This is a genomic window from Pseudomonas sp. MPC6 (assembly GCF_006094435.1).
In the GTDB taxonomy this organism is placed as follows: domain Bacteria; phylum Pseudomonadota; class Gammaproteobacteria; order Pseudomonadales; family Pseudomonadaceae; genus Aquipseudomonas.
Genome location: NZ_CP034782.1, coordinates 91,475 through 107,672, shown reverse-complemented (window position 1 = coordinate 107,672; position 16,198 = coordinate 91,475). Strand labels below are relative to the sequence as shown.

11 protein-coding genes and 4 pseudogenes are annotated in these 16,198 nt (G+C 56.9%); 8 read left to right on the top strand and 7 right to left on the bottom strand.

Annotated elements, in window-relative coordinates; genetic code table 11:
- Position 1: 1 nt before the first annotated feature.
- The 4 genes and pseudogenes from ELQ88_RS00855 to ELQ88_RS34465 form a co-directional block, all read right to left on the bottom strand.
- Positions 2-217, bottom strand: a complete 216-nt coding sequence (locus ELQ88_RS00855) for a hypothetical protein (RefSeq protein WP_138962981.1) — start codon at positions 215-217, stop codon at positions 2-4.
- Positions 218-728: 511 nt separating this feature from the next.
- Positions 729-1,690, bottom strand: a pseudogene (locus tag ELQ88_RS00850) (IS1595 family transposase).
- Between the two features lie 46 nt (positions 1,691-1,736).
- A complete protein-coding gene (locus ELQ88_RS00845) occupies positions 1,737-2,252 on the bottom strand; it encodes an IS630 family transposase (protein WP_228761529.1) in 516 nt (171 codons plus the stop codon).
- A 43-nt stretch (positions 2,253-2,295) separates the two neighbouring features.
- The gene (locus ELQ88_RS34465) at positions 2,296-2,628 is read right to left on the bottom strand and encodes a helix-turn-helix domain-containing protein (RefSeq protein WP_228761526.1); all 333 of its coding nucleotides are present in this window, start codon (positions 2,626-2,628) and stop codon (positions 2,296-2,298) included.
- 331 nt (positions 2,629-2,959) lie between these two features.
- On the opposite strand from ELQ88_RS34465, the pseudogene ELQ88_RS00835 reads away from it, so the two are divergent.
- From ELQ88_RS00835 to ELQ88_RS00820, 3 genes and pseudogenes are all read left to right on the top strand, one after another.
- Positions 2,960-3,505, top strand: a pseudogene (locus ELQ88_RS00835) (IS5 family transposase); the annotation flags it as partial.
- A 607-nt stretch (positions 3,506-4,112) separates the two neighbouring features.
- A complete protein-coding gene (ltrA, locus tag ELQ88_RS00825) occupies positions 4,113-5,570 on the top strand; it encodes a group II intron reverse transcriptase/maturase (RefSeq protein WP_138962977.1) in 1,458 nt (485 codons plus the stop codon).
- Between the two features lie 111 nt (positions 5,571-5,681).
- A pseudogene (locus tag ELQ88_RS00820) lies at positions 5,682-6,116 on the top strand (transposase); the annotation flags it as partial.
- A gap of 144 nt (positions 6,117-6,260) precedes the next feature.
- On the opposite strand, the gene ELQ88_RS00815 reads toward ELQ88_RS00820, so the two are convergent.
- Positions 6,261-7,346 (bottom strand): IS630 family transposase, encoded by a 1,086-nt coding sequence (locus ELQ88_RS00815; RefSeq protein WP_138962975.1) that lies wholly within the window; start codon positions 7,344-7,346, stop codon positions 6,261-6,263.
- Between the two features lie 147 nt (positions 7,347-7,493).
- Here ELQ88_RS00815 and ELQ88_RS00810 point away from each other — a divergent pair, with 147 nt between their 5' ends.
- From ELQ88_RS00810 to ELQ88_RS00795, 4 genes and pseudogenes are all read left to right on the top strand, one after another.
- Complete coding sequence (locus ELQ88_RS00810; protein WP_138962973.1) at positions 7,494-8,597, top strand: IS5 family transposase; 1,104 nt, start codon at positions 7,494-7,496, stop codon at positions 8,595-8,597.
- A gap of 352 nt (positions 8,598-8,949) precedes the next feature.
- Positions 8,950-9,639 carry an IS6 family transposase gene (locus ELQ88_RS00805; RefSeq protein WP_138962948.1) on the top strand — a complete coding sequence of 230 codons (690 nt, stop codon included), beginning with the start codon at positions 8,950-8,952 and terminating at the stop codon, positions 9,637-9,639.
- Positions 9,640-9,713: 74 nt separating this feature from the next.
- Positions 9,714-10,388 (top strand): MFS transporter, encoded by a 675-nt coding sequence (locus tag ELQ88_RS00800; protein ID WP_161599933.1) that lies wholly within the window; start codon positions 9,714-9,716, stop codon positions 10,386-10,388.
- A 380-nt stretch (positions 10,389-10,768) separates the two neighbouring features.
- Positions 10,769-11,190 (top strand): annotated as a pseudogene (locus tag ELQ88_RS00795) (class II poly(R)-hydroxyalkanoic acid synthase); the annotation flags it as partial.
- A 370-nt stretch (positions 11,191-11,560) separates the two neighbouring features.
- Here the strand turns inward: ELQ88_RS00795 and ELQ88_RS00790 are convergent.
- Complete coding sequence (locus ELQ88_RS00790; RefSeq protein ID WP_138962969.1) at positions 11,561-12,553, bottom strand: YeiH family protein; 993 nt, start codon at positions 12,551-12,553, stop codon at positions 11,561-11,563.
- A 95-nt stretch (positions 12,554-12,648) separates the two neighbouring features.
- Here ELQ88_RS00790 and ELQ88_RS00785 point away from each other — a divergent pair, with 95 nt between their 5' ends.
- The gene (locus tag ELQ88_RS00785; protein ID WP_138962967.1) at positions 12,649-13,560 is read left to right on the top strand and encodes a LysR substrate-binding domain-containing protein; all 912 of its coding nucleotides are present in this window, start codon (positions 12,649-12,651) and stop codon (positions 13,558-13,560) included.
- 1,322 nt (positions 13,561-14,882) lie between these two features.
- Here the strand turns inward: ELQ88_RS00785 and ELQ88_RS00775 are convergent.
- Positions 14,883-16,112, bottom strand: coding sequence for a TauD/TfdA family dioxygenase (locus ELQ88_RS00775; protein WP_228761525.1), 1,230 nt, complete (start codon positions 16,110-16,112; stop codon positions 14,883-14,885).
- Between the last annotated feature and the right edge of the window lie 86 nt (positions 16,113-16,198).

Here is a 16,198-nt window from a genome sequence, read left to right as displayed (position 1 = left end):
CTCAGTATAAGCTCTCTGAAACACCGTTCAGCAGATGTTTACTGGCGCGCTTGTGCATCTCGGCACTTTTCGGTGTCGTCTCCATAAATTTTACAAATTTATCCTCAACCAGATCACCCAATCGGTTGTAGTCGATGAAATCGTAAACGGGCAACCAGGTTTCCAGGTTATTCAAGTCAACCTTGCTGGAATCCGGTCGAATATTTCTGCGAGGCATATCTATCTACTCTTCACATCGTAAATATAAACGTAGGGAACCAGCGCCTTACGTTTAGTCATTAATCAAGGGCTCAGAGATTTAGAACCACTGCTGATGACCGCCACCTTCTGCAGCTGCCACGGTTTTATCCCAGGCTTCAGCGAAGCATGCCTACATGCTCTTCAGTGAAGATCAGAGGAGGCATGACTTTTACAATCGGGCCGGGTTGTGAGCTTGGATAGATATTGACATTTCCAGCAGATCCCCCGCTTCCAAGGCTTACGGCAACAGACGTTCTGTTTCTTCGATCGCTTTTTTGGTGGTACGGCAGCCAACATTTGACCACGCGTAGGAGGAAACGCTGCGGTATGGGCCTTTACGATGAGGACTAGACATAGTTCACCTCCTGTATCTCTATTGGTTTGTAATTATTTTGAGTTGCCATCGTCACCCGGATCACTACACCCTGAATAGATGATTTGCGACAATTGATGGTAGAATCGCGTCACGATTAACGACTAATAAATAGCTATATCCCAATAGCGCGTTGCATGGTGCGCCCTAGCGCCTCCTGGATGCAGTGATCCGGCCGAATACTCTGCTGGTAACGCTCCAGCATACGGCGCCAGCCCAGATAGTTCGGGAGGTAGCGGGTGGCCACGCCATGAAAGCGAGCCATCCAGCTCTTCAGGCGACTGTGGTAGGCATTGACGTTCTGGATATGGAAAGCGCCCTGGCGTACGCGCTGGCCGGGACGGGCATGCACTACGTGATGTGTAGTGCCCTGCGTCCGGGCAAAACTGGCATATACCGCCGCCCCATCACAGCAGAGCACGGACTCCTGATCGATCAGCGGTAGAAGCGCTTCTCGTACATGCTTGCCATCGAGCTTGGCCAGCTTGAAGTCCGCGGTATGCCCCTCCCGGTCGCGCACCACCATCACCGGGATTTGGTCTTTACCCGTGCCTCGGGTCACGCCGACTCCACCGCGTTTGCGCGGTGCCCGTGGCAGCTGTCGTTGACCTTTGCAGGACTCTAGAAAGAACGTCTCATCTACTTCAACAATTCCTGCTTCATGCTTGGCGTGATGCTGGGCCGCTGAAGTCAGGAAGCGGTGCCGCCAGAGGAAAGCCGTGTTTTGGCTGATGCTGCACGTCTTGGCCGCCTTGCGGTACGCTTAGGCCGTCAATCAGTGCCTGGCCTAGTCTTTCCAGCGCTCGGGGTAATGCAGGCGGGCCAGGCTTGTTGCTGACAACGCGGAGCAAGTCCGGCGGCAAGCACGGCAACGATAGCGACGTAAGCCGCGTGACCATCCTCAGGGAGCAAGACGCTCAGCCTTGGCTTGGCAATGCGGACAACTCTGCAAGGCAGGCAAGCCATCCAGTACCGCTGTCGCGGGTGGGTTCTGCAGGGATGATGCAGCGTGGATTTCTGCTGGGTGCTGAGCTGGCTCAGTTGAGCCAGCCAGTAGTGAAGGGCTTGAGTACCCATGATGGGCAGACGTCCCGGGCGGATGCCTGTCTTTTAGACTAAGTGCTCAACAAAAAGTCAGGTTGTAATCCTTGCCAAATCCAGCTTGGATGCGATCGAGTGCGCCCTCCAGTTCTGCTCGTGTGTGTTTACGAAAAGGCAGCCACTCGTATTTGATTTTGCGCCAGAGGATCTCGATCCGGTTCAGCTCAGGGGAATACGGCGGCAAGAAGTATAGGGTCAGCCTTTCGAACTCCGGCAGCTGGAGTAGTGCCCGTATCGCTTTCGCCGCATGAATAGAGGCGTTGTCCACCACCACGACCAAGGGCTTGGCTGTCCGCTTTAGCAACTGACTCAAGAAACCCGCAAAGGCCAGCGACGTCATCGTTCCCCATGTTCCCGAAAAATACAGCCCGCCAGAACTGAACATCGCTCCCATGACGTTGAGTCGGCCGGCTTTCTGGGGCTGGGCCTTGTGCGTCTTACCGCGCAAGGTCCAGGCGCTGCGCACCGGCGGTGCCAATGAGAAGCCCGCCTCATCCACGTAAGCCAATTCGATTTCACCTTCGTGCGCCTTCCCTATCAGCTGCTCAAGCTCTTCAGCGCTTCTAGCGAAGGCCTGTGCATCACGGTTTTTTTAAACTGTAGCGGGTTCGCTTCCAGACGAACCCCAGCTGTTTGAGTGCATTTTTCACGGTGTTCAGGTGCACCGTAACCTCGAACTCTTCCACCAGTCGCTGATGAATCTCGCCAGCACTCATAGGGCTTGCCTGCGCCGACTCCTCAATAATCGGCAGATAGGCCGAGAGCTTGCCCGGTGCTCCTGAACGGGGCGCATCAACCAAGCCCGCAAAGCCTTTGCTCAACCACTGTTGTCGACGCTCGTAGACGGTTTGCGTGCATACCCCTTGGGTTTCGGCCACCACTTTTGGCGAGTCGCCGCTGGCAAGTCGTAGCAAGGTTTCTGCCCTATCCCGACTACGCCAATCTTTGCCTTTGCGAACGATCTCTTCCAGCTTGAGGATCTCTTCCTCAGTCAGCGGTAAGGACCCCCGGTGTTGGGTAGCCAGACGCGGTTACCCGCGTCCAGCCCCCTAAGAACCGTGCATGCGCCTTTCAACGCACACGGCTCAAGCCTCCACTAAGGCATCTTTCGACACCCGGTTACCCAACTTCGTTTTTGGCGTGTAGCTGATTTCTAGGGAGACGCTGCAAAAATAGCCAACCGTCCCCACCCTTGGCACACTGAGCACCCCAACCAGCCCCCTCTCCGTGAGCCTTGTTACGCACGTGCAAAAGACCTTCTCCGAACTCGAATACACCGGCAAGAAAAAGCAGACTCGTCGCGATCGCTTCTTGGCTGACCTTGAACAGCTGGTGCCCTGGGCACAACTGGAGGCGCAAGTGGTTCCGTTCTATAGCGATACCACAGGCAAGCGTGGGCGCCCTGCAATTGGGTTGTCGCGCATGCTGCGCATGTATGTCGTGCAGCAGTGTTTCGGTTTCTCCGATGAAGGTACCGAAGATGCCGTCTACGACAGCCAGGCCATTCGTGGCTTTATGGGCATCGACCTGGGCCGTGAGTCGGCACCGGATGCCACCACCTTGCTGCGATTTCGCCGCTTGCTGGAAACCCATCAGCTGACGCGGGTGCTGTTTGAAACGATTAACCAGCATCTGGCCAGCCAGGGTCTGCTGCTCAAGGAAGGCACCATTGTCGATGCCACCCTGATCGCCGCGCCGCCCTCGGTTAAGAACCGAGAAGGCAAGCGCGATCCTGAGATGCATCAGGCTAAAAAAGGCAATCAGTGGCACTTCGGGATGAAGGCCCACGTGCGACCTGAAAGTCGCTTGAATTTCTGTTTTGCTTAACGAATCTGTTTTGACAAAACCGGTTGTTCCATCAACCGTTCCCTACCCAGACATGCGGAGCCGGTAACAGCTCGGTGTGAAGCTCTGGGGACAATGTAACCGCCGATCTATTCGGTACGCAAACCCGCGAGGGTAAGCAAAATCTGCGAGCACAAACGCGGTGAGGGGCTAGGGATGAACGAGTACGACCAACTTATGTGAACTTCTGATAAACGTCGTCATCATTCAACGAGCCAAAGGTGCTGATAGGCTTGAACCAAAACGGTACGCGGTAAGGTATGGCCTCTGTGAGCTGGGCCATCGTGGACAAAACACCGCCGGCGAATAGGAAGGGTCCGATTCGTTCTGAAATTCATTCGGAACAGGGTAAGCCCGTAGTGCTGCCGGCAACGGCAGGCGGACCGCAAGGAACGCTGTGGGTGCTGCGGGTATAGGAACGCGGAGAAAGCGAATGCCATTCTGTAATGGAGTGGATACCGGCTGAAACATCGTCGGGCGTGAAAACGAGCAGACTTCTGCACGGTCATTTATGGCGAGAGAATTTGGCAAATCGTTATATGGAGGAAAGCAGATGACGGCATTCGATGCTGGTGCACCTTCGCACGCTGAAAGGATGTGGCTCCAGGCAGACTGGCCGCGCATCAAGGAAGAGGTGAAACGACTCCAAGTGCGTATCGCCAAGGCAACAATGGAAGGCAGATGGGGCAAGGTTAGCGCCTTGCAACGATTGTTGACCCGCTCGCATAGCGGCAAGATGTTGGCCGTGAAACGAGTGACGGAAAATCGCGGTAAGAGAACGCCGGGCGTCGATGGGAAAATCTGGTCGGGCCCGGCGGCCAAGTGGAACGGGATGGCGTCGATGAGGCATCGCAGCTATCGCGCGCTGCCGCTTCGGCGTATCTACATTCCGAAGAGTAATGGCAAGAAGCGTCCGTTGGGAATCCCCAGAATGCTTTGCAGATCAATGCAGGCGCTATGGAAACTCGCTCTGGAACCCATTTCAGAGAGCTTGGCGGACCCGAATTCCTATGGATTTCGGCCTAACCGCTCGACTGCTGATGCCATCGAATATTGCTTCACCACGCTGGCGAAACGCATGTCGCCAGCATGGGTTCTGGAAGGAGACATTCGAGGCTGTTTCGATAACTTCAGCCACGACTGGATACTCCAGAATATACCGATGGACAAGGCGATCCTGCGCCAATGGCTTCAAGCTGGATTTATCGACAAAGGAACTCTGTTTGCGACGGAAGCTGGAACTCCACAGGGCGGGATCATCTCGCCCGTAATCGCGAACATGACGCTGGACGGACTTGAAGCGGCAGTAGATGCAAGCGTGGCCCCGATGGAGCGCGCTCGCAGAAAGTACAAGGTCAACGTCAACAGATATGCGGATGATTTCGTTGTGACAGGGGTATCGAGGGAAATTCTCGAAAACAACGTTCTCCCGGCGATCAAGCAATTCATGGCCGTGCGGGGGCTGGAACTCTCGGAAGAGAAAACCAGAATCACTCACATTGATGAGGGTTTCGATTTCCTCGGGCAAAACGTCCGCAAGCATGGCGGTAAACTGCTCATCAAACCGGCTGCCAAGAGCGAGAAAGCACTTTTGGAAAAGGTCAGAGGAATTGTGAAAAAGAACTGGACAGCTACTCAATCCAACCTGATTTTACAGCTTAATCCTGTGATTCGGGGCTGGGGTATGTACCACCGGCACGTAGTGTCCAAATCCCGCTTTACATCGATAGATGCTCAAATTTGGCGCCTCTTATGGAGATGGGCATTGCGTCGGCATCCTTCAAAAGGGACGGGCTGGGTAAGGCAAAAGTATTTCCACGCAGATGGAAATCGGACATGGGTGTTTGCAGCGCAAACCAAGGTCAACGGGCTAACCCAACGACTGCGGCTCTTTCGTACCGCAACCATCCCGATCATTCGTCATGTCAAAATACGCGGCAAGGCGAATCCGTTTGATTCTGCGTGGATGCCTTACTTCGCTCGCCGTCGCACCGCGACCGTTTCGGATTGATGCTCGGTGCCAAAACATGGCGCTGACAAATGGCTTGAGCCGGATGAGGGGTGACTCTCACGTCCGGTTCTTAGGGGGCGGCAGCGCAGTAATGCGCTGCTGCTACCCGACATTGGTGTCGACGCCACGTCAGGGCTGGTACACAGCTTGGTAGGGACGGCCGCCAACGTGTCGGATATCACTCAGGTCGACCAGTTGCTGCACGGTGCCGAAACCTATGTTTCGGGTGACGCTGGATACACCGGTGCGGCCAAGCGACCGGAGCATGCTGAACGGGACGTTATCTGGTCGATTGCAGCACGGCCAAGCAGTTACCAGCACCACGGCAAAGGCAGCGTGCTGTTCCGGGTCAAGCGCAAGATTGAATACGCCAAGGCTCAACTGCGTGCGAAGGTCGAGCATCCCTTCCAGGTGATTAAGGTGCGTTTCAATCATCGCAAGGTTCGCTACCGTGGACTAGAAAAGAATACGGCGCAGTTGTTCAGTCTGTTTGGGTTGGCCAATCTGTTGCTGGCCAAGCGGTATTTGCAACGGGCGGCGGGATAAATCCGTCTGAAAGGCGAGGCCGGCCCGCAAATCAGCAAAATGAGGGCAGAAATCGGCCCCAGAAACGAAGAATAAGGCCGATGGGTTGAAAAAACGGCTTGAAAATGGAGGACGGCGCGAACGGGTTAATTGTTCAGCGTCTCCCTAGTGTCCTGAGTTAGAAGTTCGCAGACAAAATCTCTCGATACTCGCGAGGATGTCATCGGCGGATTTGACCCATTGGAAGGGCTTTGGATTGACGTTGTTAAGTTCCAGATACTGTTTGATAGCTTGCTCGAGTTGGCGCGTGGAGCGATGGGTACCGCGGCGGATGTACTGGGTGGTGAGCGTGGCGAACCAGCGCTCCACCTGATTAAGCCAGGACGCCGAGGTGGGCGTGAAGTGCGCATGGAATCTCGGGTGGCGGGCAAACCAGGCCTTGATAGTTGGGGTCTTGTGCGTGCCGTAGTTGTCCATCACGACATGGATGTCCAGCTCGCTTGGCACGTTGGCCTCGACGGTGCGCAGGAACTGCAGGAATTCGCTGCTGCGATGCCTTCGGTGAAGCTCGCCGATCACCGCGCCGGTGGCAATGTCGAGCGCCGCAAACAATGTCGTTGTTCCATGGCGCATGTAGTCGTGCGTTCGCCGCTCAGGGATGCCCGGAGCCAATGGCAACAAGGGCTGTGTGCGATCCAGCGCTTGGATCTGACTCTTCTCATCCACGCACAGCACCATCGCCTGGAGCGGTGGATCCAGGTACAGACCCACGATGTCGCGCACCTTCTCCACGAACAGCGGGTCGCTGGACAGTTTGAAGGTCTCTTGGCGGTGCGGTTGCAGTCCGAAGGCACGCCAGATGCGCACCACTGCCGTTTGCGACAGGCCCATCGCGCGCGCCATAGTGCGCGTACTCCAATGCGTCGCCCCCTGCGGGATTGACTCCAAGGTACGAGCGATCACTGCGTCAACGCGCGCATCGTCGATACTGCGCGGCACACCGGGCCGAGGCGCATCGAGCAGACCATCCAGGCGGTGCTGGACAAAGCGCGCTCGCCATTTGGAGACCGTCTGGGGCGTGACTCGCTGGCGTGCAGCCACCACCTTGTTCTCCAACCCGTCGGCGCAGCCCAGTACGATGCGGGCCCGTAGCGCCAGGGCCTGCGCAGTCTTGCGCCGCAGGGTCAATGCCGTGAGTTGTTCGCGCTCCGCATCGCTGAGCACCAGTTCGGTCTTAGGTCTGCCTCTCATAGATGAGCACCTCGTTGTGTTAGCACACGACACAGTTGATCAAGGCAGATCACATTAGTTCAACGAACTTTTAACTCAGGACACTAGGAGGGTGTAGACAAAATAAACTAAACTGCGTCTTCCTCCCGCCTACACAGACGTGAAGATATGCCCCGAACCGGACGCCCTCCCGCGATTGCAGCAGAGCAGTACCCTGTACTGGTCAAACTTGCACAAGCCCATCCGTTTTCTAGTCAGGCAGAGTTAGCGGATGTCTTTCACACTGAGACAGGTATCACTGCTCATCCCGACACGTTCGCGAAGGCTTTGAAGCTGGCCGGTATTAAACGCATAAAGCGGCGTGCCAAGGGCAGCTTCGTGGCAGCCGAGCCTCGCAAGTCCTACGGCTATAACGAAACGCACCGACGCCAGTTACCGGAGCAACGGTATCCCAGCTGCTTGACCGATGCTGAATGGGCGCTGGTCGCCGACCTGTTTGAAACCCAGGGCGGTCGTGGCGTGCCACCGCGCCATTCTCGCCGTACGCTACTTGAAGCTTGCTGCTATGTGGTACGCACAGGCTGCTCTTGGCGCATGCTGCCGCGCGAGTTTCCTCACTGGGATAACGTCTATAAGACCTTCCGCCGGTGGAGTACCCAAGGCAAATTCGAGCAAATGCATGATCGCTTGCGAGCCCAGTGGCGGGAAAGAGAGGATCGTGATGACAAGCCTTCGGCGGCTATTCTGGATTCCCAATCCACTCGCAGTTCTCCCCAAGGAGGTGACAGCGGCTACGACGCCGGCAAGAAGGTGAAGGGACGCAAGAGAAGCCTGATAGTCGACACGTTGGGCCTGCTGCTGGCAGTGAGTATCAGTGCAGCAAGCGTGCAGGATCGTGATGCGGCGGATGACGCGGTGGCGTACTCGAAAGAAAAATATCCCTCATTGAATACGCTCTTCGTCGACAGTGCATACGCCGGGAAATGGGCGCAACGCGTGCATCAAACGCACACGGTCGACGTTCAAGTGATCCGAGGGCCAAACAATAGAAGAACAGGGCAATGGTGCTCGGAGCAAGGAGATCTGTTTGCCGTGGCACCTGCTCCGACCGGCTTTGTGGTGATGCCCAAGCGCTGGGTGGTCGAGCGGACTCATGCCTGGAATGAGAGGGCTCGGCGACTAATCATGCATCACGACCGGTTGTTCGTGGTGAGTGAGGCGTGGGTGTGGTTGGCAGAGGCCCGCATGCTCGCGCGCCGACTCACGACATGATTTTGTCTACACCCTCTAGGGCAATTGAGATGGTGCATTTGCAGGTTGCTTGCTGCATCTGATCCGCCGTCAGTCCGTTTTACAATACTGCGAACATCCCAAGGGGTGTTCTTTGTGATCGGTTTCTGACAGGTAGAGCACATGCCATCTTGCCTGCGCCAGACGCGGTAAAGCTTCCCGCGACCTTTCGATGAGCTCAGCATTTTTTTACCCCATCGGGACTCGAAATACTGCTCCCACTGTGGGTCATGCGGGTTTGCGCTTGCTTTGATCTTGATATGCCGCTGTATGGTTCTGTCGCACTAAGCCCGTGTGAGGTAACCTGTTGTTTTCCATGAAGCCACTGCCTCAGATGTCGCTGATCCGAAAAACCTTCAAACGCCTCCATTATCCCGTTGATGTTATCGCCCAGTGTGTTCGCTGGTATCTGGCTTACGCCCTGAGCCTGCGTAACATTGAAGAGATGATGGCGGAGCGCGGCATTGTCGTTGATCATTCCACGCTGCATCGCTGGGTTATTAGGCTGGCTCCCGTGCTGAATACGGTCTTGCGTCGATACCAGCGTCCCGTGGGACGCCGCTGGCGAATGGATGAGACCTACATCAAAATCCGCGGCCACTGGAAGTACCTGTACCGCGCCGTGGACACTGATGGCCAGACCATCGATTTTCTGTTGACCGCTAACCGGGATGCCAACGCAGCATTGCGTTTTTTCCGCAAAGCCATCCGCCAGTGTGGCAAGCCTGAGGTCGTGACCATCGACAAAAGTGGTGCCAATACCGCTGCCCTGGCGGTGCTCAATGCCGACCAAGCTGAAGGGATCACCGTTCGGCAAAACAAATACCTGAACAACTTAGTTGAGCAGGATCACCGCAACATCAAAAGACGAATACGACCGATGTTGGGATTCAAGTCATTTCGTCGAGCACAAACGTTACTGGCAGGCATTGAATTGATACAGATGATCCGCAAAGGGCAGCTTCAACATCCGCAAGGTGAAGGGCTGTCACCTGCCGAACAGTTTTATCTTCTGGCCGCCTAAACAACAGACTGCCGATTTTTGGCTGCCTATCGTTGTTAATGCGACAGAACCTCCTAGGTTGTATGGGTACCGGCATGTCGATTGGTGCGATGCTGGGAATGGGGGTGATCTATGCCCAACAGATGGGGCTGCCGCTGAGCCGGATCTCCTTGTTCATGGGCCTGGTGTTTGTCGGTGGTGTAGTGCTGCAGTGGCCTATTGGCAGGCTGTCCGACCGGCTCGATAGGCGCAGGGTCATCTTCGTGGTGACGAGCTTGGCCGCGCTGGCCTCGTTTGTGGAGGTGGCGATCGCGGAAGTCTCGGCGCTCGGCCTGCTGGCCGTGGCGTTCCTGTTCGGTGGTCTGGCCTATCCCATGTATTCCCTGTGTGTCGCCCATACCAACGATGCGCTCGAGCCTCGGCAGATGGTCGCCGCCAGCAGCAACCTGGTGCTTGCCTTCGGCATCGGTGCGACCATAGGTCCGAGCCTGGCGGCTTTTGTCATGGGGGTCGTGGGACCAGACGGGTTCTTCTGGTATTTGGGCGTGGTGCATGCCGCCATTGGCGTCTTCGCCCTGTACCGCATGACCCGGCGCAGCGCTGTGCCGCTCGCCGAACAGGGACTCTGTGTGCCCATTGGCTCCGGTACTTCCCAGGTCGTAATGACCATGGTTCAGGAGACCACGGTCGGCGCCTCGAATGAAGTGCCGGAGCAGCTTACGGTCACAGAGAGCGTCGGCGAAACAAGCTGCGACGGCACTCAGCCATAAGTCTGCAACAGTCAGAACAGCGTCGGGTCTGTCGCTAGTGGAGGTTGCTGCGCCAAACGACGAATGTAGCCTGGGCACCGGATAGCAGGTGCTCATTTAGGGGCAGGTCGGCATCGAGAACTATCAGGTCTCAGATCACGACCTCGGGCAGCATTGCGGCGATAGTGAGATGACGATAAACGGCACACATCCCGACTGAAAACCTAAAGACGTTGGGAAGCAAACGGAACCGTGCGACCTGAGGTCGTCTGAATTTCTGTTTTACTGGAGAGTTTTCTCCTGATGAAACCAGTTGTTCCATCAACCGTTTCCTACCTGGACACGCGGGGCCGGTAACAGCTCAGTGTGAAGCTTTGGGGACAATGTACCCGCTGATTTATTCGGTACGCCGCTCCTACCAACAGGGAGGGCTGAATGGCCGCGACATGGCGAAGATGTTCGCCTGAATGCGCCCTAACCGCCCTAACGACCTGATCTGGAACTACTGGGTCAACAATTACCTGCTCGGCAAGCAGCCGCCGGCCTTCGACATCCTCTACTGGAACAACGACAACACCCATTTGCCGGCTGCGCTACACGGCGACTTGCTCGACCTCTTCAAGCACAACCCGCTCACCCGCAGCTGCGGTCTGGAGGTCTGGAGGTCTGCAGTACCCCGATCGACCTGCGGAAGGCCACGGTGGACAGTTTCAGCGTCGCCGGTATCAACGACCACATCCCCCCCTGGGACACTGTCTATCGTTCGACCCTGCTGCTCGGTGGCGAACGGCGTTTCCTGCTGTCCAACAGCGAGAATATCCAGTTGCCGAAATGTCACTGAGCCATTCTGATTCTTGCGAACCATTGCCTGTGCTGACTTTGTGTCGATTGGATGTGGATCATTCTTGCATCGGCACAGATCAATTCGGCATCGGCGACAACAGGCTGCACGTTCCGGGGAATCTGTCCATCGTCGGTTGCGACAACTTGCCCCTCACCACCCAAGTCAGTTACCGGGGTAATCACGCTCTTGTTACCAACCTACGAATTGGGGCAGAGGGCCGCCATCATGCTGTTGCTATGGATCAACTCAGGCCAGCCCCGTAAAGCGATTTCCTGCCCATCTAGTTGATCGTACGCGGCACCGCTGGCTCACCAGCCTAAATATCCTGCGACACCGCTGTGAGCCACACTCAGGTCATCCAGATGTGAACCGTCAGCAAGCCACCGCCCATCAGCATGATGAACAGAGTCAGCGCCAGCACAAACGGTTTCAGTCCCAATGCTTTAAGCTTGTCCAGGCGCGTTTCGTAACCGAGTGCCGCCATGGCCATGGTCAATGTTATCTGTCCGGCAAGGACCAACGCGCTGTGCAGTTCCTCTGGCAACACCACAAAACTGTTGAAAACCACCATCGCCAGAAAGCCGAATGCGAACCAAGGAATAATGATTTTATTCTTGTTCATAGAAGCATCTGGCGCGTGCCGGCCAAGCCACCACTGCCCGACAATCAGCAGAAAAGGCACCAGTAACATGACCCTGACCAGCTTCACAATGACTGCGTTGGCTAGCGCATCCGGTCCCACCGCATCACCGGCGGCCACAACCTGCGCAACCTCATGGATGGTCGCGCCGATATAAATCCCAAATAGGTGTTCGTCCAGTCCGGTCAGCGGATACAACAAGGGATAAACCAGCATGGCGAGGGTTCCGAACAACACTACTGTCGCAACTGCCATTGATGTCGCTGCGGGCCTTGAGCGAATAGCCGCCTCGGTAGCGAGCACCGCTGCGGCACCGCAAATCGCACTGCCGGCGCACGTCAGAAGCGTGACATCTTTGTCCAGTTTCAGCACACGGGTTCCGATGAAATAGCCGACCACCATGACGGTGGTGATGACCCCGACATCCAGCGCGATAACCCCCGGCCCAAGCTTCAGAATTTGCTGAATCGTCAATGACAGTCCGAATAACACAACCCCGCTGCGCAGCAACCAACGCGTGCAGAACTGCAAGCCACGCTGTGCCGACGGGATTGCTCTAATCCCGGGAATGTTGCCCACCACGATACCCAGCAACAAGGCGAACACCAGCGGACTGAACCCGCTCTGATGAAGCAATGGAATCTGGCTCAGGGCATAACCGCCCAAGGTGAGTAATGCGCTCAGTACAAGGCCTCGCAACATGAAGTTGTCTCCTCTGTGACGACTTCGCAAAACTAGCCCTGTTTCTTCCTAAAGAAAAAATGGTTATAACGATATAACCATTCGGAGAAAGTGAAATGAACTTTAGGGTCAGCTTTCGGCAGTTGCAGGTCTATGTCACTGTCGCCAAAGTCGGTGCAATCGGCGCTGCCGCACTTAAGCTGAACCTCTCCCAGTCGGCGACCAGCCAATCGTTGTCTGATCTGGAACGGCATTTGGATGTGCCGCTGTTTGAGCGAACCGGCCGCCGTCTTATTCTGACGGATGCAGGCCTTCGACTGTTGAGTCAGGCCGAAGCACTGCTCGACGGTTTGCTGAGCTTTGTTGAAAGCGCACGGGAACCCGATGGGTTTATCCAGGGCAATTTATTGATTTGCGCCAGCGCAACGATCGGCACCTATCTCGTGCCGTCGTTGATTGGACGTTTCTGCGACCTCCACCCTGGCGTTGAGTTGCAAGCTCGCCTGCGAAACACCGAAGAGGTGTTGTCTGATGTCTCGCGACTTGAAGCCGACATTGGGCTGATTGAAGGTCCCTGCACGGACGATCGGCTGGTTGCCGAGTACTGGTGTGACGATGAACTGGTCATCGTCTGCGGCAGTGAACATCCTCTGGCTAGTACCGGAAAAATTGACGATGCCGGCATTGCCAGTCAGGCCTGGATCGTTCGCGAGGCCGGATCCGGTACCCGCTCGGTACTGGAATCGGCCATAGCAGGCCACGCGCAGAAATTGAAAATCAGGATGGAGCTTGGTCAGCATGAGGCAATCAAAGAAGCCGTCAGAGGCGGATACGGACTGGCCTGCTTACCCCGACTCAGCGTCGCAGAAGAACTGGCTCGAGGCGCATTGATCGAGTTGAAAAACAACCTGAACCTTACACGGTCTTTTTACATCGTCTGGCACCCGAGGCGCTACCACAGCCCTGTTTGGCAAGCACTCAAAGTGTTTTTGAGAGAACACCAAGATGATCCAAAGGCCCGTAGGTAAACGTGCAGAGAAGGCTTTCTCTCAGCCTCAATGGCCATAGAAGGCGTAAAAAGAAAAGGCCCCTCTGTTTATGCCGCTGCGCGTGCCGAAGGCACACGAGTGGGATTTCCGTCGAAGGATACTAGGTGCGACTCACACCCGAATCCGCTCTACCTAATCCAGGCTGATGTCGTCCCGGCGCCGGTCGTACATCTGGGTGGTGCGGGTCGAGGCATGATTGGACATGTCCGCCGTGTGGGTACCAGCGTTTTTAGATAGGCCGTAATCCCGGTCGCTCGAAAGGTGTGCTTGCCGATCTGAGTCTCGAGGCCAAGGCTTTCCGGCGCACCATAGAGCATTAGCCTGCGGCAGGACGGTGGGGTCAGCTGCCCGTTACCGCGCCCAATCGTCGGCGTACCCACAACTGTCGATTTCGCGTGTAGACATCTTCGACCCGCATGGCTAAGACCGCTCCGCTCCGATCCGATCCGAGCAAAGGAAAACAACATTGACGCGATCAGAGAGGGATCGCGCAAACCGCTCGGCATACTAACCTCGATGCTCTCCAGCAGCTGCCGCGCTTTGGCGGGAGCGAGCACCGGGGTGTTGCTGACGCATGCACGAAGACTCGGACCGCCCGCCGAGGCGGCCCGATTGACCGGCAGTACCTGGCCGATCACCGGCCAGTCGTATAGATGTTGAATGGCGGCCAGCCGCTGTTTAATCGTGGGGCGGTCAAGCTCAGCGTTTGTAGCTCGATCCAAATCGCCACGTGCAATGGGCTGACCGCGATGATCGGGGCCCCCACCGAGGCGCACCAGGTGCAGAAATCCCGCACGGCGCGCACATAAACTTGCCGCATATTGGGTTGCGGATGTTCGCAGTAAAGAGCTCACAAAGCGCAAGCTTGCGCGCTGGCCTGGCTGATCAGCGAAGGTAGCGCTTGCGTCACCGTAGCACTCAGCATGAGCGGACTCATCGCGAAGATTCCGCCTCGTCCAACTGCGCTTTTAGCGCGATGGCTTACGCCACCAGGTGATTGATCGCGGTTGGCGTGTTGCATTCGATCTCAATATCGCCCCCTTTCAGGGTCTTGTTGCGGCCGCACACCTATTCCGATCAGCTCAAAAAACGCTTGTAAAAAATTCAAGGGTCCACTCGATCCGCTCAAACGGGTGATCGTGCGTGCCATGTCACTGACCGGCTTCGACGCGCACTGCGTCCACACCCTGTACGTGGAGAAGCCCATGACGGGCCACTACCTGTGCAGGCCATTTCCCGGGCCAACCGTGTGGTCTATGACAAGCTGGGCGGCCTGGTGTGTGCGGCAACCGGGCTTGCTGTCAGACCGCCGCGCCGCCGGCCTGGCGTGCGGTGACCCGCAGGGCCGACTCGACCATGTCGTAGTCGACGTAGCAGCCTTGCAGATGGCGGCGTCCGGTTTGCGGGTCAAAGCTCTTGCGGCCGTGCATGACTCGGCGGTTGTCGAAAGCGACCATTTCACCGGCGGCTAAGCGCAGGTCGAGACGGTAGCGGGGCGAGCGGAGAATCTTCCAGAAGGCCAGGTAGGCGCGGTACCAGGGCATGATCTGCGCCGGTGGCAGGCGCAGGCTGTCGCGCAGCCAGTTGTTGAAGCGCACCTCGATCACCTGATCGTTGTCGTCGAGATGGATCACCGTGGCGCGTACCACTATGTCACTTTCCTCGTCGGCGAAACGGCAGTCGATAACCGTTTCGGCCAGCAGGCGGAAGGCCACCGGATCCTGCTCGCGCAGGGCCTCTGCCACGGCGACGCCGTCAGCGAAGATCGATTCTCCGCCCTGGGCGTCGTTGGCCAGGCAATAGAGCATCTGAATGTCCGGTGGATTCTTCCAGTTGGTCAGGTCGGTATGCAACTCCAGGCCCAGGGCGGTGTAGGCTGCGTTATTCGGCTTGGGCTTGCTGAAAACCTCGAAGCGACCGCCGAAGTTGCTGGCGCGAATCGGGCCGATAGTGGCGGCCACCTGGTCGATCTCGCCGCCCTCGCTGGGGCCGTTCTGCAGGATCGCGAAGCCGTCGCGACACAGCGCATGCAGCCATGCCAGGCGAGCACTGCCGCCGGCTATGTACTTGGTGAAGTCGCTGCGATGGGGGATGAAGTGTTCCGCCCAGGCCTGGTTCGCCGGCACTATATTCGACTGCCAGGCCTGCTGCTGCGGGCGCCGCTGATACAGCCAGCCGGCATCGAAGCGGCTGGCATGACCGTCGCTCCAGATTAGCGCCAGATGCCCGCCCTTTACGCTAATGGCCGGGGCCACCTCTAGGCAGTTGGGGTCGAGATCGATGATGAACTGGGTGCGCTCGTAGGTCTGCGGGTGCCGGCAGGTGTCGCAAGCGCAGTGATCGCGCAACCACAGCAGCGGAAATGCGGCACTTTCGAACGAATCGAGCACCTGCCAATCGATCTGGATGCAGGCGCCTGTGTAGTTGGCGGCAACGATCGGCAGAGAAGCGGCATAGGCGCCGTACTCCTTCATGTCGACCGGCTGGCTGAAGTTTTCCGCGACACCTGAGGAAAGGAGGCTGGTATTCATTGTTATCTCCGCTAAAGCGCGCATGAAAGTGGTGCCCGGCCGACCCTGACGTGGCGTATTCGGCTGATGCCCGGTACAGAACAAGA

Coding starts and splice junctions, on each gene's coding strand:
- ELQ88_RS00810 (WP_138962973.1), top strand. CDS start 7,494: ATGCCCCGAACCGGACGCCCTCCCGCGATTGCAGCAGAGCAGTACCCT.
- ltrA (WP_138962977.1), top strand. CDS start 4,113: ATGACGGCATTCGATGCTGGTGCACCTTCGCACGCTGAAAGGATGTGG.
- ELQ88_RS00815 (WP_138962975.1), bottom strand. CDS start 7,346: ATGAGAGGCAGACCTAAGACCGAACTGGTGCTCAGCGATGCGGAGCGC.
- ELQ88_RS00805 (WP_138962948.1), top strand. CDS start 8,950: ATGTCGCTGATCCGAAAAACCTTCAAACGCCTCCATTATCCCGTTGAT.
- ELQ88_RS00790 (WP_138962969.1), bottom strand. CDS start 12,553: ATGTTGCGAGGCCTTGTACTGAGCGCATTACTCACCTTGGGCGGTTAT.
- ELQ88_RS00785 (WP_138962967.1), top strand. CDS start 12,649: ATGAACTTTAGGGTCAGCTTTCGGCAGTTGCAGGTCTATGTCACTGTC.
- ELQ88_RS00775 (WP_228761525.1), bottom strand. CDS start 16,112: ATGAATACCAGCCTCCTTTCCTCAGGTGTCGCGGAAAACTTCAGCCAG.
- ELQ88_RS00800 (WP_161599933.1), top strand. CDS start 9,714: ATGTCGATTGGTGCGATGCTGGGAATGGGGGTGATCTATGCCCAACAG.
- ELQ88_RS00855 (WP_138962981.1), bottom strand. CDS start 217: ATGCCTCGCAGAAATATTCGACCGGATTCCAGCAAGGTTGACTTGAAT.